The organism is Paracidovorax avenae ATCC 19860, assembly GCF_000176855.2.
In the GTDB taxonomy this organism is placed as follows: domain Bacteria; phylum Pseudomonadota; class Gammaproteobacteria; order Burkholderiales; family Burkholderiaceae_C; genus Paracidovorax; species Paracidovorax avenae.
The window spans coordinates 1,315,048-1,338,766 of the sequence record NC_015138.1; the positions used below are offsets into that span (position 1 = coordinate 1,315,048).

Annotated in this window: 25 protein-coding genes; 13 read left to right on the top strand and 12 right to left on the bottom strand. The window is 68.5% G+C overall.

Features of this window, described 5'->3' with window-relative positions; translation table 11 throughout:
• Positions 1-87: 87 nt before the first annotated feature.
• From ACAV_RS05720 to ACAV_RS05730, 3 genes are read left to right on the top strand one after another with little or no spacing between them, the layout of a single operon-like run.
• Entirely contained in the window at positions 88-408 is a 321-nt protein-coding gene (locus tag ACAV_RS05720; protein ID WP_013593632.1) for a FeoA family protein, read from the top strand.
• Positions 405-2,309 carry a ferrous iron transporter B gene (gene feoB / locus ACAV_RS05725; RefSeq protein ID WP_013593633.1) on the top strand — a complete coding sequence of 635 codons (1,905 nt, stop codon included), beginning with the start codon at positions 405-407 and terminating at the stop codon, positions 2,307-2,309. The genes ACAV_RS05720 and feoB overlap by 4 nt, the downstream gene beginning before the upstream one ends.
• Positions 2,306-2,605 (top strand): hypothetical protein, encoded by a 300-nt coding sequence (locus ACAV_RS05730; RefSeq protein WP_081463113.1) that lies wholly within the window; start codon positions 2,306-2,308, stop codon positions 2,603-2,605. The genes feoB and ACAV_RS05730 overlap by 4 nt, the downstream gene beginning before the upstream one ends.
• 33 nt (positions 2,606-2,638) lie before the next feature.
• Here the strand turns inward: ACAV_RS05730 and ACAV_RS05735 are convergent, their stop codons facing one another.
• The 4 genes from ACAV_RS05735 to ACAV_RS05750 are packed head-to-tail and all read right to left on the bottom strand — an operon-like array spanning position 2,639 to position 5,957.
• On the bottom strand, positions 2,639-3,097 hold the full coding sequence (locus ACAV_RS05735) for a hypothetical protein (protein WP_013593635.1): 459 nt from the start codon (positions 3,095-3,097) through the stop codon (positions 2,639-2,641).
• Between the two features lie 39 nt (positions 3,098-3,136).
• Entirely contained in the window at positions 3,137-3,805 is a 669-nt protein-coding gene (locus tag ACAV_RS05740) for an HD domain-containing protein (RefSeq protein WP_013593636.1), read from the bottom strand.
• 29 nt (positions 3,806-3,834) lie between these two features.
• Positions 3,835-4,764: an ornithine carbamoyltransferase gene (gene argF / locus ACAV_RS05745; protein WP_013593637.1), complete on the bottom strand. Its 930-nt coding sequence runs from the start codon at positions 4,762-4,764 to the stop codon at positions 3,835-3,837.
• Positions 4,761-5,957 (bottom strand): aspartate aminotransferase family protein, encoded by a 1,197-nt coding sequence (locus ACAV_RS05750; RefSeq protein WP_013593638.1) that lies wholly within the window; start codon positions 5,955-5,957, stop codon positions 4,761-4,763. Before ACAV_RS05750 ends, argF begins: the two co-directional genes overlap by 4 nt.
• 257 nt (positions 5,958-6,214) lie before the next feature.
• Here ACAV_RS05750 and ACAV_RS05755 point away from each other — a divergent pair, with 257 nt between their 5' ends.
• On the top strand, positions 6,215-6,544 hold the full coding sequence (locus ACAV_RS05755) for a DUF3579 domain-containing protein (RefSeq protein ID WP_013593639.1): 330 nt from the start codon (positions 6,215-6,217) through the stop codon (positions 6,542-6,544).
• A 171-nt stretch (positions 6,545-6,715) separates the two neighbouring features.
• Here the strand turns inward: ACAV_RS05755 and mqo are convergent, their stop codons facing one another.
• On the bottom strand, positions 6,716-8,428 hold the full coding sequence (gene mqo, locus ACAV_RS05760) for a malate dehydrogenase (quinone) (protein WP_013593640.1): 1,713 nt from the start codon (positions 8,426-8,428) through the stop codon (positions 6,716-6,718).
• Between mqo and ACAV_RS24500 the strand changes: the two genes are divergently transcribed.
• Positions 8,412-8,681 carry a hypothetical protein gene (locus ACAV_RS24500; protein ID WP_157768734.1) on the top strand — a complete coding sequence of 90 codons (270 nt, stop codon included), beginning with the start codon at positions 8,412-8,414 and terminating at the stop codon, positions 8,679-8,681. The genes mqo and ACAV_RS24500 overlap by 17 nt on opposite strands.
• A 61-nt stretch (positions 8,682-8,742) precedes the next feature.
• On the opposite strand, the gene rpsT is transcribed toward ACAV_RS24500, so the two are convergent.
• Complete coding sequence (rpsT, locus tag ACAV_RS05765; RefSeq protein ID WP_011794312.1) at positions 8,743-9,042, bottom strand: 30S ribosomal protein S20; 300 nt, start codon at positions 9,040-9,042, stop codon at positions 8,743-8,745.
• A gap of 131 nt (positions 9,043-9,173) precedes the next feature.
• Here rpsT and murJ point away from each other — a divergent pair, with 131 nt between their 5' ends.
• Positions 9,174-10,739: a murein biosynthesis integral membrane protein MurJ gene (gene murJ, locus ACAV_RS05770; RefSeq protein ID WP_013593641.1), complete on the top strand. Its 1,566-nt coding sequence runs from the start codon at positions 9,174-9,176 to the stop codon at positions 10,737-10,739.
• A 77-nt stretch (positions 10,740-10,816) separates the two neighbouring features.
• A complete protein-coding gene (locus ACAV_RS05775) occupies positions 10,817-11,668 on the top strand; it encodes a SirB1 family protein (protein WP_013593642.1) in 852 nt (283 codons plus the stop codon).
• Between the two features lie 2 nt (positions 11,669-11,670).
• On the opposite strand, the gene queF is transcribed toward ACAV_RS05775, so the two are convergent.
• The 4 genes from queF to ACAV_RS05795 all read right to left on the bottom strand — a co-directional run bounded on the left by queF (position 11,671) and on the right by ACAV_RS05795 (position 17,523).
• The gene (gene queF, locus ACAV_RS05780; RefSeq protein WP_013593643.1) at positions 11,671-12,516 is read right to left on the bottom strand and encodes an NADPH-dependent 7-cyano-7-deazaguanine reductase QueF; all 846 of its coding nucleotides are present in this window, start codon (positions 12,514-12,516) and stop codon (positions 11,671-11,673) included.
• Between the two features lie 16 nt (positions 12,517-12,532).
• Positions 12,533-13,429, bottom strand: coding sequence for a 2OG-Fe(II) oxygenase (locus ACAV_RS05785; protein ID WP_013593644.1), 897 nt, complete (start codon positions 13,427-13,429; stop codon positions 12,533-12,535).
• 101 nt (positions 13,430-13,530) lie between these two features.
• Positions 13,531-14,310 carry a peroxide stress protein YaaA gene (gene yaaA, locus ACAV_RS05790; protein WP_013593645.1) on the bottom strand — a complete coding sequence of 260 codons (780 nt, stop codon included), beginning with the start codon at positions 14,308-14,310 and terminating at the stop codon, positions 13,531-13,533.
• A gap of 93 nt (positions 14,311-14,403) precedes the next feature.
• Positions 14,404-17,523, bottom strand: coding sequence for an Rne/Rng family ribonuclease (locus tag ACAV_RS05795; RefSeq protein WP_013593646.1), 3,120 nt, complete (start codon positions 17,521-17,523; stop codon positions 14,404-14,406).
• A gap of 585 nt (positions 17,524-18,108) precedes the next feature.
• On the opposite strand from ACAV_RS05795, the gene ACAV_RS05805 reads away from it, so the two are divergent.
• From ACAV_RS05805 to ACAV_RS05820, 4 genes are read left to right on the top strand one after another with little or no spacing between them, the layout of a single operon-like run.
• The gene (locus ACAV_RS05805; protein ID WP_013593648.1) at positions 18,109-19,140 is read left to right on the top strand and encodes an RluA family pseudouridine synthase; all 1,032 of its coding nucleotides are present in this window, start codon (positions 18,109-18,111) and stop codon (positions 19,138-19,140) included.
• A 13-nt stretch (positions 19,141-19,153) separates the two neighbouring features.
• Positions 19,154-19,822 carry an HAD family hydrolase gene (locus ACAV_RS05810; protein WP_013593649.1) on the top strand — a complete coding sequence of 223 codons (669 nt, stop codon included), beginning with the start codon at positions 19,154-19,156 and terminating at the stop codon, positions 19,820-19,822.
• A gap of 29 nt (positions 19,823-19,851) precedes the next feature.
• Positions 19,852-20,229 carry a Rieske (2Fe-2S) protein gene (locus ACAV_RS05815; protein WP_013593650.1) on the top strand — a complete coding sequence of 126 codons (378 nt, stop codon included), beginning with the start codon at positions 19,852-19,854 and terminating at the stop codon, positions 20,227-20,229.
• Between the two features lie 8 nt (positions 20,230-20,237).
• Positions 20,238-21,290, top strand: coding sequence for a S49 family peptidase (locus tag ACAV_RS05820; RefSeq protein ID WP_013593651.1), 1,053 nt, complete (start codon positions 20,238-20,240; stop codon positions 21,288-21,290).
• Between the two features lie 66 nt (positions 21,291-21,356).
• On the opposite strand, the gene ACAV_RS05825 is transcribed toward ACAV_RS05820, so the two are convergent.
• Together ACAV_RS05825 and ACAV_RS05830 are read right to left on the bottom strand one after the other, a co-directional pair.
• Positions 21,357-22,178, bottom strand: a complete 822-nt coding sequence (locus ACAV_RS05825; RefSeq protein ID WP_013593652.1) for an SAM-dependent methyltransferase — start codon at positions 22,176-22,178, stop codon at positions 21,357-21,359.
• Positions 22,175-22,774: a Maf family protein gene (locus ACAV_RS05830; protein ID WP_013593653.1), complete on the bottom strand. Its 600-nt coding sequence runs from the start codon at positions 22,772-22,774 to the stop codon at positions 22,175-22,177. Before ACAV_RS05830 ends, ACAV_RS05825 begins: the two co-directional genes overlap by 4 nt.
• 26 nt (positions 22,775-22,800) lie before the next feature.
• Between ACAV_RS05830 and ACAV_RS05835 the strand changes: the two genes are divergently transcribed.
• A complete protein-coding gene (locus ACAV_RS05835; protein ID WP_013593654.1) occupies positions 22,801-23,352 on the top strand; it encodes a YceD family protein in 552 nt (183 codons plus the stop codon).
• A 104-nt stretch (positions 23,353-23,456) separates the two neighbouring features.
• Positions 23,457-23,639 carry a 50S ribosomal protein L32 gene (gene rpmF, locus ACAV_RS05840; protein WP_005794249.1) on the top strand — a complete coding sequence of 61 codons (183 nt, stop codon included), beginning with the start codon at positions 23,457-23,459 and terminating at the stop codon, positions 23,637-23,639.
• Positions 23,640-23,719 lie beyond the last annotated feature (80 nt).

Below are 23,719 nucleotides of genomic sequence, written 5' to 3' on the forward strand. Positions count from 1 at the left end.
CGCGATAGGGGTCTGTGATCCATCGCAAGGCCCAAAAGGTTCTGCCAGGTAGAATGAGAATTAATATCATTGCTAACAATAGCTCCCATGAAGATGTCCGCTGACGATGCGGCCGGGCTCGCGCACGCCCGGCCTTCCTCCCCGCATGCGCCCATGGGGCTGGACCAGCTGCCGCGCCGGGTGGCCGCGCACGTGGCGTCCCTTCAGCCCGCACGCGACGAGCGCGAGCAGGCGATCGTGCAGCGCCTCATGGAAATCGGCTTCCTGCCGGGCGAACCCGTGCGCATCGTGGCCAGCGGCTTTCCTGGCGGCGATCCCCTCGCCGTCCGCATCGGGCAGGCCACCTTCGCCCTGCGGCGCCATGAAGCGGCCCTGGTCCGGGTGCAGCCCGGGGAGGTGCCGGCATGACGGCACAGGCCCCGACCGCTGGCGCCCAGCCGCTGCGCATCGCCCTGCTGGGCAATCCCAACTGCGGGAAGACCGCACTCTTCAACCTGCTGACCGGCGCGCGCCAGAAGGTCGCCAACTACGCGGGCGTGACCGTGGAGCGCAAGGAAGGCCACCTGCAGACGGCCGGCGGGCGGCGCGTTCGCGTGCTCGACCTGCCCGGCGCCTACAGCCTGAACGCCCACAGCCTCGACGAAGCCGTCACGCGCGACATCGTCACCGGACGCCGCGCGGGTGAGGCCCTGCCCGACCTGCTCGTGTGCGTGACCGATGCCACGCACCTGCGGCTCAACCTGCGGTTGGTGCTGGAAGCCCGCGCGCTGGGCCTGCCCATGGTGCTGGCGCTCAACATGAGCGACATGGCCGAGCGCCAGGGCATCTCCATCGACCGCGAGGCGCTGTCGCGGGAACTCGGCATGCCGGTGATCTCCACGGTCGGCGTGCGCAGCGACGGCGCGCGTGAACTGCTGGGTTGGCTGGACACGGCCACGCCACCGCTTCCCACAGCCCTCGCGGCTGCTGTGGAGGGCCCGGCTTCCGCATCCGAGCGCGCGATGCAGCTGCACCAGGAAGTGCGGCGGATCATGTCGGCGGCCGTGCGCGAACCCGCGGCCGCCAGCCTGCGCGCGGACGACCGCATCGATGCGGTGGTGCTCCATCCGTTCTGGGGCCTGGTGCTCCTGGCCGTGACCCTGTTCCTCATGTTCCAGGCCGTCTTCAGCTGGGCCGAGGCCCCCAAGGGCCTCATCGAGGACGGCGTGGCGGCGCTGTCGGGCTGGATCAACGCCCACATGGCCGAGGGGCCGCTGCGCAGCCTGCTCACCGACGGCATCCTGGCCGGCACGGGGGGCGTGCTGGTCTTCCTGCCGCAGATCCTGATCCTGTTCCTCTTCATCCTCGCACTGGAAGACTCCGGCTACCTGCCGCGCGCCGCGTTCCTGCTGGACCGCGTCATGGGCACGGTCGGCCTGTCGGGGCGCTCCTTCATCCCGCTGCTCTCCAGCTTCGCCTGCGCCGTTCCGGGCGTGATGGCCACGCGCTCCATCACCCACTGGCGCGACCGGCTGGTGACCATCATGATCGCGCCGCTCATGACCTGCTCGGCGCGGCTGCCGGTCTATGCCCTGCTGATCGGCGCGTTCATTCCCGAGCGCGCGGTGGCTGGCGTGTTCAACCTGCAGGGCCTGGTGCTGTTCGCCCTGTATGCGGGCGGCATCGCGAGCGCCATGGCCGTGGCGGCCGTGGCCCGCCTTGCGCGGCGCCAGCAGGGCGCGACACCGTTGCTCATGGAGCTGCCCGCCTACCGCTGGCCCAGCCTGCGGGGCCTGGCGCAGGGCCTCTACGAACGCGCGGTGATCTTCCTCAAGCGCGTGGGCGGCATCATCCTGGCGGTGACCATCCTGCTGTGGTTCCTCTCCAGCTATCCCGCCCCGCCGGATGGCGCCACGGGTGCCGCCATCGGCTACAGCTTCGCCGGTCGCATCGGCGCCTTCCTGGAGCCCCTGGTCGCACCCATCGGCTTCAACTGGCAGATCGCGATCGCCCTCGTGCCCGGCATGGCCGCGCGCGAAGTCGCCGTGAGCGCGCTCGGCACCGTCTATGCGCTGTCCGCCACGGGCGAGGAGGCGGCTGCGCAACTGGGCACGCTGATCGGCCAGACCTGGTCGCTCGCCACGGCGCTGTCGCTGCTGGTGTGGTTCGTGTTCGCACCCCAGTGCATTTCCACCATCGCCGCCGTGCGGCGTGAAACCAATAGCTGGCGCTATCCGCTCATCATGGCGGCCTACCTGTTCGCGCTGGCCTATGCCGCGAGCTTCGTCACCTACCGCGTGGCGCTCGCCCTGACCTCCGGAGGTGGATGAACATGACGTCGCAGGAGTGGATCGTCGCGGCGGCCGTGGCCCTGGCCGCGGCCTATGTCGCCTGGAAGTGGATGCCCGCGCGCTGGCGCGCACGGCTGGGCGGCGTCCACCCGGCACTGGCGGCATCGTCCGGTTGCGGGGGCTGCGACAGCTGCGGAAGCAGTGGTGGTGGCGGCTGCGCGACATCGCAGCCGCAGGCCGGCAGCGGCGACGGCCAGCCGGTGGTGTTCCACCCCCCGGTGCGCAGCCAGGGCGCCGGGCCCTCCCGGGCGCAGCAGGGCCCTTCCTCTTCCTGAGCCGGCTGCCCCGGGCTGCGGGGGCCGCGCACCTCAATCCCTGCTGCCGCTTCCCCGGCGGCCGGCCGGCTGGAACCCGAAGCCCGGCTCCAGGATGTCCGTGCAGCTGCGGCAGTACAGGAACTGCGTTCTCTGGTCGTCGCTGATGGAGCCCCAGCCGGTCCAGTTGTCGATGGATACCTTGAACCGCCGTCCATCCTTCAACTCCACGCGGCCTTCGGCATTGCAGTCATCGACCAGCATCTCCTGGTCGTAGCGCTCTGGCGCAGCCGCGCGGGCGTGCTCCAGGAAAAACCGCAGGCGCTTTTCGTCGAGCACCAGGTGGCTGCATTGGCCCTGGCCGAAGCTCCGTGCCGCAGGCTGGTCGATGGTGACCTGGCGCAATTGCTGTGGCCGCCAGAATTCCTGGGTCGGCCGGCCTGCGGCCAGCGCCGTGCCGAAGGCCATGGCTGCGGTGGCCGTGAAAGTGATGAAACGCATCTTCATCGCCATGATGCTGTCTCTGTTTTGGCGGGCCTGGGCCTTTGTTTTCTAGAAAGACTTTCCCGCACTCAGCACCTCCAGCGCATTCTGAAGATTCTCCCGCGCCTGGGCCTCATAGCGGTCGCGGAACCAGGGCGTGGCATACACGGCCGGCCGTTCCAGGAACGACCGGAGGACCGCGCAGCGCCCCGCCTGGTAACGCGGCCAGCGCACGAACCGGTATTCGCGCCGCACGCTGCGCTCGAATTCCGCATAGACGGCCGGAGGCTGCCCAAGGATGGCGAGGTCGATGTCCACCACCCAGCAGGCATCTCCAGCGGGATGCGGGCCCGATCCATGGCGCGTCGCCAGGATGTGCCGCTCCACGGCCTCCACCACCGTGGTGCCGAAGCCCTGGCCCTGCAGGAAGCGGCATGCCCAGCGCGCACTTCGCTCCTCGTTGCGCCCCGACCAGGGCCAATAGACGGCGTCGTGGAACCAGAGCGCGAGCGCGATGGCCTCCGGATCCTCCATGGGCTGCGGCCCGGCAGCCATGCGCGCCGCCTCCCAGTGGTCCAGGCAGGCGCGCAGGTGGTGCGTGTCGTGGTAGGCGCGGGGCCAGAACGACCAGTGGCGCAGCAGGCGCCGTCCCTCTGCCGCCCACGCGGGCCCGTGCCGGGACAGCGACCGGCCCAGTGCTTCCCAGCGGCCCAGCAGGGCGTCCTGGCGGGAGTCCATGGCGGTGGCAGGCCGCGGGGAAGGCGCCTTCAGGCCATCCGGCCCAGCAGCAGGTATTCCATCAGCGCCTTCTGCACGTGCATGCGGTTCTCCGCCTCGTCCCACACGACGGACTGCGGGCCGTCGATCACGTCGGCCTCCACTTCCTCGCCGCGGTGCGCCGGCAGGCAGTGCATGAACAGCGCGTCCGGGCGCGCTGCGGCCATCATCTCGGCGTCCACGCACCAGTCGGCGAAGGCCTTCTTGCGGGCCTCGTTCTCGGCCTCGTAGCCCATGCTGGTCCACACGTCGGTGGTGATGAGGTCGGCGCCGCGGCAGGCCTCCAGCGGGTCGCTGAACACCTTGTAGTGCGACCCGGCCGCCACGCCCGCGATGCGGCTGTCCACTTCGTAGCCCGAGGGCGTGCTCACGTGCACCGTGAAACCCAGGAGCTCGGCCGCCTGCAGCCAGGTGTTGGCCATGTTGTTCCCGTCGCCCACCCAGGCCACCGTCCTGCCCTGGATGGAGCCGCGGTGCTCGATGAAGGTGAAGATGTCGGCCAGGATCTGGCAGGGGTGGAATTCGTTGGTCAGGCCGTTGATGACCGGCACCCGCGAATGTGCAGCGAAGCGCTCGATCTTGGTCTGCTCGTAGGTACGGATCATCACCAGGTCCACCATGCGGCTGATGACCTTGGCGCTGTCCTCGATGGGCTCGGCACGTCCGAGCTGGCTGTCGCCCGTGGTGAGATGCACCACGCTGCCGCCGAGCTGGTACATGCCGGCCTCGAAGCTCACGCGCGTGCGCGTGCTGGCCTTCTCGAAGATCATGGCCAGCGTGCGGTCCGTGAGCGGATGGTGCTTCTCGTAGCTCTTGAACTTGCCCTTGATGACCGCCGCGCGCTCGAACAGGTAGGCGTAGTCCTCGGGGGAAAGGTCCTTGAATTGCAGGTAGTGCTTCATGTCGGAGACGGCTTTCATTCGGCCAGGAAGGCCTTGACCAGCGGAACGAGCAGGGACACGATCTCGTCGGCTTCCTCGCGCGTGAGGATGAGCGCGGGCACCATGCGGATCACGCTGTCCGCAGTGACGGACAGCAGCAGGCCGGCTTCGGCGGCACGGCCCACGAGCACGCCGCACGGCCTGTCGAGTTCGATGCCCAGCATCAGGCCCTGGCCGCGGATCTCCTTCACCCCGGGCAACCCGCCCAGCTCGCGCTGCAGGGCCGCCTTCAGGTGTGCTCCCACGTCGGCCGCGTTCTGCAGCAGGCCTTCTTCTTCCATGATGCGGATGGTTTCCACCCCCGCGCGCATGGCCAGCGGATTGCCGCCGAAGGTCGTGCCGTGGTTGCCCGGCGCGAAGATGTTCGCCGCCTTGGGGCCGGCCACCACCGCGCCGATCGGCACGCCCGAGCCCAGGCCCTTGGCCAGCGGCATCACGTCCGGCACGATGCCGGCCCACTGGTGCGCGAACCACTTGCCGGTGCGGCCCATGCCGCACTGCACCTCGTCGATCATCATCAGCCAGCCGCGCTCGTCGCAGAGCTGCCGCAGCTGCTGCAGGTACCCGATGCGCATCGGGTTCACGCCGCCTTCGCCCTGGATGGTCTCGAAGAACACGGCCACCACGTCCGGGTTGCCTTCCGTCGCCTTGCGGATGGCCTCGATGTCGTTCATCGGCACGCGGATGAAACCTTCGACCAGCGGGCCGAAGCCGGCCTGCACCTTGGGGTTGCCCGTGGCCGACAGGGTGGCGATGGAGCGGCCGTGGAAGGCTTTTTCATAGACCACGATCTGCGGGCGCTCGATGCCCTTGTCGTGGCCGTATTTGCGTGCCAGCTTCAGCGCGGCCTCGTTGGCCTCCAGCCCGGAATTGCAGAAGAACACGTTAGTCATGCCGGAGCGCTCCACCAGCTGGGCGGCGAGCTGCTCCTGCAGGGGCACGTGGTAGTAGTTGGAACTGTGGATCAGCTTGGCCACCTGCTCCTGCAGCGCCGGCACGAGCTTTGCGTGGTTGTGGCCCAGCGTGTTCACCGCGATGCCGCCCAGCGCGTCGAGGTACTGCCTGCCGTCCACGTCCCAGACCCTGCAGCCCTGGCCTCGCTCGAGCGCGATCGGCAGGCGGCCATAGGTGTTCATCACGTGGGGCGAGGCGGGCTGGGCGGAAGCGCTCATGCGGAAATCTCCTGGCATTCGATGCGTATCGGGAAAGAATGCGCCGGTCCGGGGAGAAGGCCGCCCGGCGCGCGAAGGCACGATTCTAGGTGCAGGGCATGACGTCGCCATTGCCGATTGCGCATCACAGCCATGCGAGCCGCCGGGATCGCCAGGGTCTTTGGGGTGGGTAGCTCTTATATAAGAGTTAGAATACTGGTCAGTAGCGCCTGGCGGCGATCCTGCGGCGACTTCCCTCCACGACCCCCCGATCCCCCATGGTTTCCCCCAACTCGAAAGAAGTCTTCATCCAAGGCATCACCCACGACGGGAAAACCTTCCGCCCCAGCGACTGGGCCGAGCGCTTGGCGGGCGTCATGGGCCAGTTCCGGCCCGGCGGCGCCCGGCCGGGCAGCCACCTGAGCTATTCCCCCTGGTGCGTGCCCACCACCATGAATGGCGTGAAGTGCGTGGTGGTCCACCGCGACCTGCAGACGCATGAACCCATGGCCTGGGATTTCGTCATGAACTTCGCGCGCGACAACGGCCTGCAGGTGGCCGAGGCCTGCCTGCTGCCGGACGGCAACCCCGCTCCCGGCAAGGCCTGAGCGCTTTTCTTTGCCCGCCGCGCTGTGCTCCGGGCACGGCTGCCGGCCACCGGGTCGGCGTCCGCGTCTTCATTCCTCTGCCGCTGGCAGCCACTCTCACCATCCATAAAAAAACCGCGCTGACGGCGGAAGCCATTCAGCGCGGCCGGGTACGGCACCGGAGCGTCGAGCTCAGAGTGCCTGCATGTCCTTGTTCAGGACCCGCGGAGCGGCCGATGCCGGTGCCGCAGGTGCCGCAGCGGCGGGCGCTGCCGGCTGCGTGGCGGACGGAGCGAGGTCGGCCGGAACATCCAGGTAGGGCAGGTGCAGGGCCGTGCTGGTCATGCGCCGGATCTCGTTGGTCGTGGCCGGGCTGTCGTTGATCTTGCGGCCATACGACGGGATGATCTGCTGCAGGCGTGGCTTCCAGCCGGCGTCCGTCATCTGCCGGGGAAACGCCTTGGCCATCAGGTTCAGCATGATGTAGGGCGCCGTCGATGCGCCAGGAGAGGCGCCCATCAGGGCCGCGATGGTTCCGTCGGCATCCGTCACGACTTCCGTGCCGAACTGCAGCACCGCGCCTTTTTCCGGGTCGCGCTTGATCACCTGCACGCGCTGCCCCGCTGTGATCAGGCGCCAGTCCTCGCGCCTGGCCTGCGGGAAGTAGGCCTGCAGTTCCTTGTAGCGGTCTTCGTCGGTAAGTTCCGCCTGCTGCAGCAGGTACTTCACCAGGTCCAGGTTATGGATGCCCACGCGCAGCATACCCACGAGGTTGTCGTGCGTGACGGAGGAGAACAGGTCGAACCAGGAGCCGTTCTTGAGGAACTTCGTGGTGGCCAGTGCGAAGGGGCCGAAGAGCACGACCGGCTTGCCGTCCAGGTTGCGGGCGTCCATGTGCGGGACCGACATCGGCGGGGAGCCGGTCGAGGCGATGCCGTACGCCTTCACGTCATGCCGCGCGGTCAACTCGGGGTTCTCTGTGGCGAGGAACTGCCCGCCCACGGGGAAACCTGCGTAGTTCTTCGACTCGGGAATGCCCGATGCCTGCAGCAGCTTGAGGGCCGCGCCGCCAGCGCCCACGAAGACGAAGCGGGCCTTGATGGTCTTTTCCTTGCCGCCCTCGGCCAGCTGGGCCACGGTCACGTTCCAGGTCTTGTCGGCGTTCTGGCGCAGCGCGCGCACTTCCTGCTGCAGGCTCAGCGTGAAGTTCGGGCTCTTGCGCAGGCCCGCCATGAGCTGGTTCGTCACCGCGCCGTAGTTCACGTCGGTACCCAGGGGCATGTAGGTGGCGGCCACCTTCTGGGCAGGATCGCGGCCCTCGATCATCAGCGGAGCCCACTTCCGGATCTGGGCCTGGTCCTCCGAGTACTGCATGCCGTAGAAGAGCGGATTGCGCACCAGTGCGGCGTGGCGCTTGCGCAGGTAGGCGATGTTGTCGTCGCCCCAGACGAAGCTCATGTGGGGCGTCGGGTTGATGAAGGTGCCCGGCGCCTGCATGGCGCCCCGGCCGATCTGGTGCGCCCAGAACTGGCGCGACACCTCGAACTGCTCGGCGATGCCCACTGCGCGTTTGGTTTCGATGGATCCGTCGGGAAGCTGCGGTGTGTAGTTCAGTTCCGCGAAGCCCGAATGCCCCGTGCCTGCGTTGTTCCAGCCATTGGAGCTTTCCAGGGCCACGCCGTCCAGGCGCTCGAAGACCTGGATCTTCCAGTCGGGCTGCAGTTCCTGCAGGTAGGTGGCCAGCGTGGTGCTCATGGTGCCTGCGCCGACCATCGCGACATCGATGGGCTGGTCGTTTTCGGCGGGGGGGACGGAGCGGGGGAAGAGGGGCCAGTACAGGAACAGTACAGCGGCCAGGGCGAGCACCAGCAGGGTGCCGGACAAGGCTTTGATCGTCTTTTTCATGGAGCACGAAGGCAGCGAGCGAAAAAGCCTGCCGTCAGGAAGGGGCAGGCCGGGCGGTGCTACCGGAGAACGGGAATTTTTGGAAGCGGGATTCTCCCATCAAAGTGAAAACCTTGGCGAAAATCAAGCTTCATTTTCCCAGCTCGTGGTATTGGGGGTATCAATACAGTGGGCAATGCGCAACCGACGCTGCCGGCGGCAGGGGCCGGAAACGAAAAAACCGCCCGAAGGCGGTTTTCCGTTTTCCTGCTGACAGCGCACCCGTTGCAAACGGCGGGCGGCAAGGCCACCCGGGCTGTTTTGCCTGAAGAGGGTCAGGCGGCCAGTGCCAGGGCTTTCACCTTGGCGGACAGGCGGCTCTTGTCGCGAGCGGCCTTGTTCTTGTGGAAGATGCCCTTGTCGGCGATCGTATCGACCACGGACTGCATCTTCGCGAACAGTTCGGAGGCCTTCGTCTTGTCGCCGGCCAGAACGGCCTTCTCGACGTTCTTGACGGCGGTACGGTACTTCGAGCGCAGCGAGGTGTTGGCTGCGTTCAGCTTCACGTCCTGGCGCGCGCGCTTGCGGCCGGAGGCGAGGCGGGGGTTCTTTTTCTTGGGCTTGGCAGATGCCATGATGTGTTCCTTAGGTGTCTGAGGATGATGTCAGCAAAGCCGGCGATTATAGCCCACGCCGCCGCGGGGCCCTTCACCGGCCCCTGCCGCGGGGCGGCGGGCCACGGTGCGCAGCGCATACACTCCTGCCCGTGTCCCTGTTCAAAGCCGCCTCCACCGTCTCCCTGCTGACCCTGGCCTCCCGCGTGACGGGGCTGGCGCGCGATCTGCTCATGGCATCGATGTTCGGCGCGAGCGCCCTCACCGACGCCTTCAACGTCGCCTTCCGCATTCCCAACCTGTTCCGCCGCCTCTTCGCCGAAGGGGCATTCAGCCAGGCCTTCGTGCCCGTGCTGGCCACGCACCGGGCGCAGCATGGCGAGGACTCCACGCGCGCGCTGGTATCGAGCGTGGCCACCGCGCTCTTCTGGGTGCTGCTGTTCACCTGCCTGGCGGGCGTGCTGGGCGCGCCGCTGCTGGTCTGGCTGCTGGCCAGCGGCCTGCGGCAGAACCCCGAGGGCTACGGCGCGGCCGTGCTGATGACGCGCTGGATGTTCCCCTACATCGGCTTCATGTCGCTGGTGGCACTGTCCGCCGGCGTGCTCAATACCTGGAAGCGCTTCGCCGTGCCGGCGGCCACGCCGGTGCTGCTCAACCTCTGCATGATCCTCGCCGCGTGGCTGGGCGCGCCGCAACTGGCCGCCCGCGGCATCGAGCCCATCTACGCCATGGCGGGAGGGGTGATGCTGGGCGGGATCGCGCAACTGGCCGTGCAATTGCCGGCGCTCCATCGCCTCCGGCTGCTGCCGCGCATCGGCATGACTCCTGGCGCGGTCCGGACCGCCTGGCAGGCGCCGGGGGTGCGGCGCATCCTCACGCTCATGGGGCCGGCGCTGCTGGGCGTGGGCGTGGCGCAGATCTCCCTGATGATCAACACGCAGATCGCGTCCTACCTGGCTCCGGGCAGCGTCACCTGGCTGTTCTACGCGGACCGCCTGATGGAGTTCCCCACCTCGCTGCTGGGCGTCGCCCTGGGCGTGGTGCTCACGCCGCAGCTGGCGGCCGCCCGTGCCGCCGGTGACGCGCAGCGCTATTCCGCCATGCTGGACTGGGGCCTGCGCATCGTGGTGGTGCTGTCCGTGCCGTGCGCCGTGGCCCTGCTCACCTTCGCGCAGCCGCTGGTGGCCACGCTGTTCCACCATGGTGCACTGCACGATGGCGACGTGGGGCAGATCGCCCTGGCGCTCGCCGGCTATGGCGTGGGGTTGCTGGGTCTCGTCGCCATCAAGGTGCTCGCTCCCGGGTACTACGCCAGCCAGGACATCCGCACTCCCGTGCGCATCGCGGTCGCAGTGCTGTGCGTGACCCAGCTGCTGAACGCCGTCCTGGTGCCGACGCTGGAACATGCGGGCCTGGCGCTGTCCATCGGGCTGGGCGCGCTGGTGAATGCCACGTGGCTGCTGGTGGGGCTGCTGCGCCGCGGCAGCTTCCAGCCGCAGCCCGGCTGGGGGCGCCTGCTGCTGCAGGTCGTGGCAGCCAGCGCCCTGCTGGCGATCTTCCTGATCTGGGCCAGCCGGTACATCGACTGGATCGCGATGCGGGCCCACGAGGCACAGCGCGTGGGGTGGCTTGCGGTGTTCCTGACGGGGGCCGCGGTGCTGTACTTTGGCGCGCTGTGGGCGGCGGGAATGAAGCTGCGCCAACTGCTGCGCCGCTGAAGCCCTGCAAAAAATTTACCAATGCGTGGGATGCGTCTGCTTGACGCCCCCCGGCGCACGCCCGTACAACCACTGGCATGGCTCTGAGCTATTCCCTCCCGACACCGCTCGAATACTTCGCCGCCCTCGTGCAGAGCGACGAACAATTCCCCCTGCTGGAAGCCGCGGCCTGCATCGCCCACGACGAATACCCCGAATTCGACGTGCAGCAGCTGCTTGGCGACATGGACCAGTTGCTGGCGCGTGTGCGCCGCCGGTTGCCGGAGGATGCTTCGTCGCTGCAGCGGCTGCGGTCGCTCAACCAGTTCTTCTTCCACGACCTGGGCTTCGGTGGCAACGTCAACAACTACTACGACCCGGACAACAGCTATCTGAACGCCGTGCTGCGCACGCGCCGGGGCATTCCGATTTCCCTGGCCGTGCTGTGGATGGAGCTGGCGCAGGGGCTGGGGCTGCATGCGCGGGGCATCTCGTTTCCCGGGCATTTCATGGTCAAGGTGCTGCTGCCGCGCGGGCAGGTGGTGCTGGATCCGACCACGGGCCAGTCCCTGTCCCGCGAAGACCTGGCCGAGCGGCTGGAGCCGTTCCGGCGGCGCAGCGGCCTGGTGGACGATTTCGAAGTTCCCCTGGGGCTCTACCTGCAGGCCGCCCCGGCCCGCGAGGTCATCGCCCGCATGCTGCGCAACCTGAAGGAAATCCACCGGTCCCAGCAGGACTGGGGGCGCCTCGCGGCCGTGCAGGAACGGCTGGTGCTGCTGCTGCCCGACGCCTGGGGCGAGTGGCGGGACCGCGGCCTCGCGCGGGCCGAACTCGGCCATGCGGAAGGGGCGGTGTCGGACCTCGAAACCTATCTGGCCCATGCCGAGGACGCGCTAGACGTCGATGCCATCGCCGCGCGGCTCGAGCAGCTGCGGCGTACCGGCGACTGACCCTACTGCCGCGCCGTGCGGATGTTGGCCGGCAGCGCCTGGGGATGGCTCGTGCGCAGCGGGTTGATGTCCAGCCCGCCGCGCCGGGTGTAGCGCGCATACACCGACAGCTTGATCGGGCGGCAGCGCGTCCACAGGTCCATGAAGATGCGCTCCACGCACTGTTCGTGGAACTCGTTGTGGTTGCGGAAGCTGACCAGGTACTGCAGCAGGCCGGCCTGGTCGATCTGGGCCCCGCTGTACTGGATGCGCACGCTGCCCCAGTCCGGCTGTCCCGTCACCAGGCAATTGCTCTTGAGCAGGTGGCTGGTGAGCGTTTCCGTGACGGGGGCTTCGCCGTGGTTCGCATGCAGCAACTCCGGGGCGGGGGTGTAGTGCGTGCACTCCACGTCCAGGCGGTCCAGCAGCAGGCCGTCGAGTTCCTGCACGGGCTCGCGGTCGAACATCTCGGGCAGCACCAGTTTCACGCCCACGGTCGCCTGGCGGTCCGAACCGCGCCACGCAGCCTCGCTGATGTCCGTCCGGATGCGCGCCTGCACTTCCGCGGCATCCGCGAATCGCGTGTTGTTGAAGCTGTTCAGGTAGAGCTTGAACGACTTGCTCTCGATGATGTTGGGCGTCTCGCAGGGCACGGTGATGTGCGCGAGCGCGACCTGCGGCTTGCCGCGCAGGTTCAGCCATGACAGCTCGAAGGCGGTCCACAGGTCCGCCCCGAAAAAGGGCGGGGCGCCCGTCACGCCGATCTCGTCGCGCTTGGGCTGGCGGGGCAGGGGGAACAGCAGCGAGGCGTCGTACTGGTCGGCGTAGCCGGAGACGCGGCCCAGCTGGGATTGGTCGGGAGTATTCATGGTGTGTCCGCCGGCGTCATTCGAAGCGCCGTTCGCGCAGCCACTTCGTGGCGATCCACTTGTCGCCGGCGACGACAGGGGCTCCGCCATGGAGCGTGCGCGTGGAAGGGTGGGGGCGCTCGTAGCTGAAGAACACCGCGTTCCCGCGGCGTGGAGCCACCTCCAGATGCACGTCGGGGAAGGTGGTGCCACCGCCCTTTTCCGGATCGTTGAGGTAGATGACGATCGTGGCCACCCGCTGCCCGCCCCGGCGCAGGATGGTCGGCGTGCCGGGCTCCGTGGGGTCGAAATAGTCGTAGTGGGGCTTGTATTCGGCGCCGGGCCGGTAGTGCAGCACCTGCAGGCCCTCGCCGTTTTCCAGGGGCCAGTTCACCAGCCGGGCGATGCGCGCCTCCAGCTTGGCCACCATGGGGTTTTCCTCGCGCTGGAAGAACATGCCGTTGCTGGTGCGGTCGTCGTTGACTTCCTCGCCGCCCGTGCGCGTGGCGACGGTGAGCGACCGGGCCATGCGGGGGCGGGCCGCATCGATGATGGCGTCGCATTCCTCCGGCGACAGCAGGTTGCCGAACAGCACCACGCGCGGCTGGGCCATGGCCATGAGCACGTCCACGCGGCGGTCGCCGACGTCGATGCTGCCGGGGGATTCCGCCAGGTCCGGCTCGGGCACGCGCGAGGCTGCTGGATGGCCCTGCTGCACCGCCAGCGTGTCCAGGTGCTCGCGCAGCACGTGTTCCATCGCATAGGTGGCCACCTCCTCGCTCCAGCCCGCGTCGAGCATGGATTGCAGCACGGCGGGCGCACCGAAGCCGGCCTGCGCCTGCGCGACGATCCAGGTGCGCAGTTCCGGCGTGATGGATTGGGAGAGGGCGGCGTCCGTGTCGGCGCGCGCTGCAACGGGGCGGTTGGCGGACATGTGTTCGGTCGGGAAAGTGGGTGGGGATGCAGCCATCGGCAACCGGGTACGTTAACCCCCGTGCCAAACACGGCCGCGGAGTGCGGTTTTTAGGGCGTGCCTCAGCCGGCGTCCCGGCGGCGGAAGACGAGGCGGTCCTGCGCCGAGGCGGACGCGTCGAACGCATAGCCTTCGAGATCGAACCCTTCCAGCTGGCGGGGCGCCACCACGCGGTGCTGGATGGCATAGCGCGCCATCAGCCCGCGGGCGCGCTTGGCATGGAAGCTGATGATCTTGTAGCGGCCTGCCTTCCAGTCCTCGAACACGCATTCGATCACGCGGGCCTTCAGCACGGCGGTGTCCACGGATTTGAAGTATTCCTGGGAGGCGAGGTTCACCACCACCGGCGTGGCGTCGGCCGCGAGGCGCTGGTTCAGGTGCTCTGCGATGCGCTTGCCCCAGAACCGGTAGAGATTGGCACCAGCCTCGGTGGCCAGCCGCGTGCCCATCTCCAGGCGGTAAGGCTGCATCCGGTCGAGGGGGCGCAGCACGCCGTAGAGGCCGCTCAGGATGGCGACATGGTCCTGTGCCCAGCGCAATCCGTCGCCGTCCAGGCTCCGGGCATCCAGGCCCTCATAGACATCGCCGTTGAACGCGAAGAGCGCCTGGCGGGCGTTGCCGGCCGTGAACCGCGGCGACCATGCGGCATAGCGTGCGGCATTGAGCCCGGCCAGCGCGTCGCTGATATCCATCAGGGACGCGAGTTCCTGCGGAGACTTCTCGCGCAGCACGCCGATGAGCTGCGTGGATTCGGGAATGAAAGGGGGAAGGGTGTGGGCCAGCCCTGGCGGCAGCGGGGTGTCGTAATCCAGGGATTTGGCGGGAGACAGCAGGAACAGCATCGGTGCGGATTCCCTCGGGGCGAACGGATGGTGCGTAAAAATGCGGACGGCCGGCGGCGCCATGCACATGGCGCCGCCGGCCGTCCGGGTCCGTCAGGCGACGGACGAAGGCTGCTGTTCGAACGGCAGCTTCAGGTCGCGCAGGTCGCGGCGGGTCTCCACCAGCACCAGCGGACCTTCATCCAGCACGACGGCCGGGGGCCGCTCGCGAGGCACGTGCACCGGGCGGGGCTCCGCGGCGATCGCTGCCTGGGCGGCGGCGATCTTCTCCGCATCGGAGTTCACCCATTGCAGGCCCGAACTTTCGGCGATGCGGTTCAGCTCCTCCACCGGCAGCTGGAAGGCCTGCACGCGTGGCAGTCCCGGCACGGCGGCTGCCGCGGCCGGCGCAGGCGCTGGCGTGGCGACCGGGGCGGGCGCTGGCGCTGGGGTCACGGCGGCGACTGCAGGTGCCGGCGCTGCCGCCGGGATGCTGGCCGGGGCCTGCGCAGGTTCTGCAGGGGCCTGGCCGTGCGGCGCTGCTTCGGAAGCCGCCGTCGCGGCGATGGGCGCCGGTGCGCTGCCGCCCTGGCTGAAGTAGCTGCGGCGCGGCGCTTCCTGGGCAGCTCCTTCGCCAGCCACCTCCTGCACGGCCTGCGCCGTGGTGGATTCGTCCACCGGTGCGGATTCCGCTTCGGCGCCTTCGCGCGGTGTGCGCTCCCGGCGGTCGCGTCCGTAGCGGTCGCGCGACCGGCGCTCGCGGCGCGGCTCCTCGCCCGAGGCGGAGCCCGCGGCCGGGCCGCCGGCTTCGCCGCCGGTCAGGTCCAGATCGGGCAACGAGGCCATCGGGGACGTATCCACGAACTCGGCCTGGCCTTCCTCCCCGCGCGGACGGCGGTCGCCGCCGCGTTCACGGCGCTCCCGGCGCTCGCCGTTGCGAGGACCCCGTTCGCCGCGCTCCTGCGGTGCGGCGCCCTGGCCGTCGATGCCGACGTCCTGGGCCGCCGCCATGCCGGCGTCCGTGCCCAGCGGCTGCTGGCGCGGAGCGTCACCGGCCTCCCGGCGGCCGCGGCCGCCTTCACGGCCTTCGCGGCCATTGCGGGGCGCGTAATCTCCTTCGGCGCGAACGGATGCATCGCGTCCGTTCTCGCGCCCGCCTTCGCGGTCGCGGTCGCGTTCTCGCGCCGGCCGGCCTTCGCGGCCCTCGGAATCGCGTGGACCCCGGCCGTTGCGCGGCGCTTCGCCTTCGGCGCGCTCAGGGCGCTCTCCGCGCTCGCCACGGCGTCCGCGGCCTTCCGCGCCACCGTTCTCGCGCTGCCCGTCACGGCCGCCACCGTTGCCGTCGCGTCCGCCGCGCCGGCCTCCACGGCGTCCGTCACGCGGGGCATCGGCGGCAGGCGCGGGAGCCGGCGCCGGCACCGGTGCGGACACCGGTGCCGGAGCGGTGCTCGGTCCGAAGCCGAAGAGGCTCTTGAGCCATGCGAAGAAGCCCTGTTCCTGCGGTGCCGCCGGTGCCGGAGCGGGGGCCGGTGCAGGCGCCTGTGCCGGGGCGGGCGCGGCGGCCGCGTGCGAGCCGTTGCGTGGGCCTGCCGTGCGCGGCGTTTCGGGGCGCGGCTCGGCGATCGGGGCGGGCGCATCGGGCAGCACACCCTTGATCACGGGGGTCTGCTTGTTCGTCGGCTCCTGGGAGCGGCGCGTCACCGTGGTCGGGTCTTCCATCTCCTCGGCCAGCTTGTAGCTCGCGGCGATGTGGTCCAGTCGCGGGTCGTCGTGCTTGAGGCGCTCGAGCTTGTACTTGGGCGTCTCCATGGTCTTGTTGGGTACCATGAGCACGCTCACGCGCTGCTTGAGTTCGATCTTGGCGATCTCGGTGCGCTTCTCGTTCAGCAGGAACGAGGCCACTTCCACCGGCACCTGGCAGTGCACGGCGGCCGTGTTGTCCTTCATGGACTCTTCCTGGATCATGCGCAGGATCTGCAGCGAGAAGCCTTCCGTGTCGCGCACGTGGCCCGTGCCATCGCAGCGCGGGCAGCGGATGTGCGCGCCTTCGCTGAGCGACGGCTTCAGGCGCTGGCGGCTCATTTCCATGAGGCCGAACTTGCTGATCGTGCCGAACTGCACGCGGGCGCGGTCGTGGCGCAGCGCGTCGCGCAGGCGGTTCTCGACCTCGCGGCGGTTCTTGCTCTCCTCCATGTCGATGAAGTCGATCACGATCAGGCCGCCCAGGTCGCGCAGGCGCATCTGGCGGGCCACCTCGTCGGCGGCTTCCAGGTTGGTGCGGGTGGCGGTCTCCTCGATGTCGCCGCCCTTGATGGCGCGGGCCGAGTTCACGTCCACGGACACCAGCGCTTCCGTGTGGTCGATCACGATGGCGCCGCCGGAGGGCAGGGTCACCGTGCGGGCGTAGGCGGACTCGATCTGGTGCTCGATCTGGAAGCGGCTGAACAGCGCCGCGTCGTCGCGGTAGCGCTTGACCTTGGCGGCATGCTCGGGCATGACGTGCGACATGAACTGCTGCGCCTGTTCATAGATGTCGTCCGTATCGATGAGGATGTCGCCGATGTCGTTGTTGAAGTAGTCGCGGATCGCGCGGATCACCAGCGACGACTCCTGGTAGATCAGGAAGGCGCCCTTGCCGCCCCTGGCGGCGCCGTCGATGGCGGTCCAGAGCTTGAGCAGGTAGTTCAGGTCCCATTGCAGCTCGGGCGCCGAGCGGCCGATGCCGGCGGTGCGCGCGATGATGCTCATGCCCTTCGGGTACTCGAGCTGGTCCATCGCCTCCTTGAGCTCGGCACGGTCCTCGCCCTCGATGCGGCGCGACACGCCGCCGCCGCGCGGGTTGTTGGGCATCAGCACCACGTAGCGGCCGGCCAGCGACACGAAGGTGGTCAGGGCCGCGCCCTTGTTGCCGCGTTCTTCCTTCTCGACCTGGACCAGCAGTTCCTGGCCTTCGCGGATCACGTCGTTGATGCGGGCCTGGCTGGGCGAGACGCCCTCGGCGAAATACTGGCGGGAGATTTCCTTGAAGGGCAGGAAGCCGTGGCGGTCCTCGCCGTAATCCACGAAGCAGGCTTCCAGGCTGGGCTCGACACGGGTGACGACCGCCTTGTAGATGTTGCCCTTGCGTTGTTCGCGTCCCTCGATCTCGATCTCGTAGTCCAGCAGCTTCTGGCCGTCCACGATGGCGAGGCGCCGTTCTTCAGGCTGCGTGGCATTGATGAGCATCCGCTTCATGATGCGTTTCCTTCTTCGTATGGGTGCGGGACGCCGCGCAGCACAGGGGCTGCATGCGTCCCGGGTTCAACCGTTGACACAGGCTCTTCAGGAGCCATGGATGCCAGGGGCCGACGCACTGAAACGAAGGGAATTGCCGCTGAAAGCCAGGCGGCCGCGAAGCTGTTGACTAGCTCGGCAGCCGGGGTGGTGGGGCGTGGATGGGGGCGATGAAGGAAGCGCGCTTCCTGGCCGGGAAGAATGTCGCCGGCAGGGCGCGCCATGCGGGCACGTCGGGCATGCGGACGGCTCGCGCCAGGGGCTTGTGCCCCTGCCACAGTGCCATGATCCAAGCCATCAGCGCCAGCATGTTTTTCGCTTTGATCCGCGGCAGGGGCGATCTCCGTGGAGAGGCGGCCTGCCGGTTGGGGATTCCGTTTGGGTGTTTCAATTTGTCAGCCGGGCCGGGTGGCATGCGGGCCTTCGCAGGCAATCGGCCTGCAATCTGCGCGCACGACGCCCGTTGGCATCGACCTTCCTGTACGGCGTGTCGGATCGGGTGGACTAAACTCCAGGCAAATCAACCACTTACACAACGTCGCACAGGTGAAACACATTATAGGGGCCAAACCGGCACCCGGCCGTCCCCCCGCCGACTCCGAACCGGGTGCCGTGGCCGTGCGCTGGGTGGAGGTCGATGCCGAGTCCGCGGGACAGCGGCTGGATAACTTTCTGATACGTGAGCTCAAGGGCGTGCCCAAGACGCACGTCTATCGCATCATCCGCAGCGGCGAGGTCCGCATCAACAAGGGGCGGGCCGCGGCCGACACCCGCATCGAGGCCGGAGACGTGGTCCGTGTGCCGCCCGTGCGCATTTCCGACAAGGTGGCTGCCAGGGCGGAGCGGCCCGCGCCGGCCAGGGAGTTCCCCCTGCTGCTGGAGGACGAGCACCTGATCGCCCTGGACAAGCCCGCCGGCGTGGCCGTGCATGGTGGCAGCGGCGTGAGCTTCGGCGTCATCGAGCAATTGCGCCAGGCACGCCCGCAGGCCCGCTTCCTGGAACTGGTGCATCGCCTGGACCGGGAAACCTCGGGCATCCTGCTCGTGGCCAAGAAGCGTTCGGCGCTCACGCACCTGCAGGACCAGTTCCGCGAGCGCGAAACCGGCAAGACCTATCTGGCCCTCGTGTCGGGCGAGTGGCCGGAGCGCCTGAAGGTCATCGACGCCCCCCTGCACAAGTACCTGCAGGTCGACGGCGAGCGCCGCGTGCGCGTGACCACGGAAGACGATCCCGACGGCATGCGCTCCATCACCCTCGTGAAAGTGCGCAGCCGCATACCGGCGCGGCCGGCCGAGGGGCTGCCCGCCATGGCGCTGCTGGAAGTGACGATCAAGACCGGCCGCACCCACCAGATCCGGGTCCACCTGGCCAGCCGGGGCCACCCGATCCTGGGCGATGACAAATATGGCGACTTCGATCTGAACCGCCGCGTCCAGAAGCACGGCCTGCGCCGCATGTTCCTGCATGCATGGCGGTTACAGTTCAGCCACCCCGCCAGCGGCGAGCGCGTCGAACTGCATGCCGAACTGCCGGCGGATCTGTCCGGCTTCCTGCCCGCCGCTCCCGCTCCCACCTGACGCCCGCCGCCCCATGTCCGCCACCCGTGCCCGCCGCTTCGATCTCATCGCCTTCGACTGGGATGGGACCCTCTTCGACTCCACCGCCATCATCGTGCGCTGCATCCAGGATGCCGTGCGCGACGTGGGCGGGCAGGTGCCCAGCGACCGCGACGCCGCCTGGGTGATCGGCATGGGGCTGATGGAGGCGCTGGCGCATGCCGCACCCCACGTGCCGCGCGAAAGGCATGCGGAACTGCGCAGCCGCTACGGCTACCACTACGCGCGCCACCAGAACGACCTGAGCCTCTTCGAGGGGGTGTTGCCAATGCTGGAAGACCTGCGCGCAGCCGGCCACCTGCTGGCCGTGGCCACCGGCAAGAGCCGCCGGGGGCTCGACGAAGTCCTGCACTCGGTCTCGCTGCGGGGCATGTTCGATGGATCCCGGACGGCCGATGAGACCGCCAGCAAGCCGCATCCCCTGATGCTGCAGGAGCTGATGGCGGAGTTCGGCGTGCCGCCCGAGCGGCTGCTGATGATCGGCGACACCACCCACGACCTGCAGATGGCCCGCTCGGCCGGCTGCGCCAGCGTGGGAGTGAGCTACGGAGCGCACGAGCCCTCCGGATTCCATGCGCTGGAGCCGCTGCACGTCGCCCATTCCGTGGCCGATCTGCACGACTGGCTGGTGCGCAACGGCTGATTGCCCGGCGCGCTGCTGTAGGACCGACCATGACCGACACCCCGGGACCGGCCATTCCCCTGTGCCCGAGCGATGCGCTGCGGGAGGGCGGCGATGCCGTTCCATTCGATGTCGTGTGGGCCGGACAGTCCTGCCGTGCCTTCGCCATCCGCTACCAGGGGCAGGTCCATGCCTACCTGAACCAGTGCACCCATGTGCCCATGGAGATGGATTGGCAGCCCAACCGCTTCTTCGATGACACGGGGCACTGGCTGCTCTGCGCCTCGCATGGCGCGGCCTACCGTCCCGATACCGGCGCCTGTGCGGGCGGCCCCTGCCGTGGCGGACTGGTGAAGATCGCAATTTCGGAAGAGTCCGGAGTGGTGCGCTGGCATACTGGCTCCCAGTTGCAACCCGTGGAATTCTGAGACATCCCATGACCGATCCGACCCGGAAAGAACCCTCCGGCCTGGAAGCTGATCCGTCGCCCACGCCTGACCTGTGGGCCCAGAGTGCTCCTGAAAAAATAGCGAAAGACACCCCGACCGCGGCCGACAGGCCCCCCGGCTGGGAGCGTGAGGTGCTGGAAAAGCTCGTCTTCGCCACCCTTTCCGAACAGCGCTCCGCGCGCCGCTGGCGTGTTTTCACCCGCATGGCGTGGCTGGTTTTCCTGGTCGCCGTGGCCTGGGTGTTGCTTGCGCGCGACGTTGCGGCGCCCAGCAAAAGCACGCCCCACACCGCCGTGGTGGACATCAAGGGCGAGATCGCATCCGGTGCCGAGGCGAGCGCGGAATTCGTGGTCGCCGCCATGCGCAGCGCCTTCGAGGACTCCGGCTCCCAGGCCGTGGTGCTGCTCATCAACTCCCCTGGCGGCAGCCCCGTGCAGGCCGGCATCATCAACGACGAGATCATCCGGCTCAAGGCCAAGTACAACAAGCCGGTCTATGCGGTGGTCGAGGAAACCTGCGCATCTGCCGCCTATTACATCGCAGCCGGCGCCGACCAGATCTTCGTGGACAAGGCCAGCATCGTGGGCAGCATCGGCGTGCTGATGGACGGCTTCGGCTTCACCGGCACCATGGAAAAGCTCGGCGTGGAGCGCCGCCTGCTGACGGCGGGCGAGAACAAGGGTTTCCTCGATCCGTTCAGCCCGATGTCCGAGAAGCAGCGCACCTATGCGCAGGCCATGCTCGACCAGATCCACCAGCAGTTCATTCACGTGGTCCAGAAGGGGCGGGGCGATCGCCTCAAGCCCACGGCGGATACGTTCAGCGGCCTGTTCTGGACGGGCCAGCAGGCCGTCGACATGGGGCTGGCCGACCACCTGGGCAACCTTGACTACGTGGCCCGCGAGGTCGTCAAGGCCGAGGACATCATCGACTACACGCGCCGGGACAACGTGGCAGAGCGCCTGGTGAAGAAGTTCGGCGCCGCCATGGGTGAAACCGCCATCCGCGCCCTGGGTGCCAGCCTGCCGGCAGTGCGCTGAACAGGCGGGTTCGCTTTCAGCAAGAAAAGAGGCGCCGCGGCGCCTCTTTTTCGTTCCCGCCGGAGATCACCGCCCAATGGCGAACACGACGGGCGTGCGGCTGTCCAGCATCTCCGGCTGCTGGCGCCAGTGGCGCACGAGCTGGCTGGCCGTGCGGGCGCTGGCCAGGGTCAGGCCGCTGGCGAATGCCAGCCGGGTGTGGGGCTGCAGTGTCTTGACCAGGGCCTGCCACAGCGCGGGGTTGCGATAGGGTGTTTCGATGAACAGCTGTGTCTGCCCCTGTCGCAGCGCCAGCGCCTCCAGTTCCCGGATGCGCTGCGCGCGCTGGGCCGCATCCTGCGGCAGGTAGCCGTTGAACGCGAAATTCTGGCCGTTGAGGCCGCTGGCCGCCAGGGCGAGCAGCACCGAGACGGGGCCGGTGAGCGGCTCCACGCGCACGCCCAGGTCATGGGCTGCGCGCACCACCGAGCTGCCGGGGTCCGCCACGGCGGGCATCCCGGCCTCGCTGACCAGCCCCATGTCGTGGCCCGCCATCGCCGCAGCCAGCAACGGGCTGGCATCGAAGCCGGCCGCACCGCCGGGAGCGCCCTGGTGGTCCCCCTTCTTGTGGACCTCGCGGGGCAATTCGGTGATGGACTGGCCCTGCAGCGGCGCCGCCAGCGGATGGAGTGCATCGATGCGCTTGAGGTAGGCGCGCGTGCTCTTCGCGTTCTCGCAGATCCAGTGGGTGATGCCTGCCGCCTTTCGCAGGGTGCCTGCGGGAAGGGCATCCTCCAGCGGCGCCTGCTCATCGCACCCGAAATCCAGAGGTGCCGGGACGAGGTACAGCGTGCCGCGGGGCGTGCCGGCCGCACCGGGCGGCAGGGGAGGGCGGGCCTGCTCCGTCATGGCAGTACCAGGCCCGCGTCGCGCAGCATGCGGCAGGTGCGGATCAGCGGCAGGCCCACCAGCGCCGTGGGATCGTCGCTCACGATGGCGTCCAGCAGGCTGATGCCCAGGCCTTCGCTCTTGGCGCTGCCTGCGCAGTCATAGGGCTGCTCGGCGCGCAGGTAGCGCTCGATCTCTGCATCGGAGAGATCCCGGAAGCGCACTTCCACCGGCGCGAGATCGGTGGCCTCGAAACCCGTGGCGGCGCAGGCCACGGTCACGGCCGTCTGGAACACCACGGTCCGGCCGCGCATGCGCTGCAGCTGGGCCACGGCCCGCTCATGGGTGCCCGGCTTGCCCAGCGGGGTTCCGGACAGGTCCGCCACCTGGTCGGAGCCGATGACGACCGCGTCGGGATGGCGCCGTGCCACATCGCGCGCCTTGGCCTGCGCGAGCCGCAGGGCCAGATCGCGTGGCGACTCGCCGGGTTGAGGGGTTTCGTCCACATCGGGCGCGGAAACATCGAAAGGCACTCCCAGCCGGGCGAGCAGTTCGCGCCGGTAGCGGGAGGTGGAGCCCAGTACCAGCGGGCGGAGAGGGGAGGCGGGGGCAGACATGGCGGCGATTCTCTTACACTGCCGCCATGACCAAGGAATTCTCTCCCCAGCGCCTCGACGTCAAGGCATTCGCGCAGGCGGGCGGTCATCTGTCCGGCCATGATTCGCTCCTGAAATACGAGCGGCTGGCCCAGGAGGCCAAAGGGCTGCACCCCGACCTGCTCGTGGACTGGACGGCCGACGGCGAAGTGCGGACCACGCACGGCATCGGCGGCCAGGTATGGCTGCGGCTGCGCGTGCGCGCTGCTTTCCCCATGACCTGCCAACGCTGCCTCGGGCCGGTGGACGTCCCCCTGGAGGTCGATCGCGAGTTCCGGTTCGTCGCCGACGAGGCCACGGCCGAGGCGCTCGACGACGAGAGCGAGGAAGACCTGCTGGCCCTGAGCCGCGAATTCAACCTGCGCGAACTGATCGAGGACGAGCTCCTCATGGCACTGCCGCTCGTGCCGCGGCACGACGAATGTCCTTCGTCCGTGCGGATGGCCTCCAGCGATGAGGATTTCGAGGAGGCCAGCGCGGACAAACCGAACCCCTTTGCTGCACTCGCCTCCCTCAAGACCGGCAAGCCCGGGGGGTGAAAAACCATTTGGGCTATAATCATGGGCTTCGCGCGAATCCCCTCGTGTCTTCAATGGGCTGATCGCGTTTTTACCAACCCACCCTTTCAAGACCAGGAGCCACCATGGCTGTTCAACAGAACAAAAAGTCCCCCTCCAAGCGCGGCATGCACCGTTCGCACAACGCCCTGAACGTGCCCGGCATCGCTGTCGAGCCCACCACCGGCGAAACCCACCTGCGCCACCACATCAGCCCCAACGGCTTCTACCGTGGCCGCCAGGTGCTGAAGAACAAGTCCGAAGCCTGATCTTCGCCCGCGCGCCGAGGCCCGCTGCTACACATGCGGTAGCGCGGGCCTTTGTTTTGTCTGCTGCTTCTTTTTTCCGG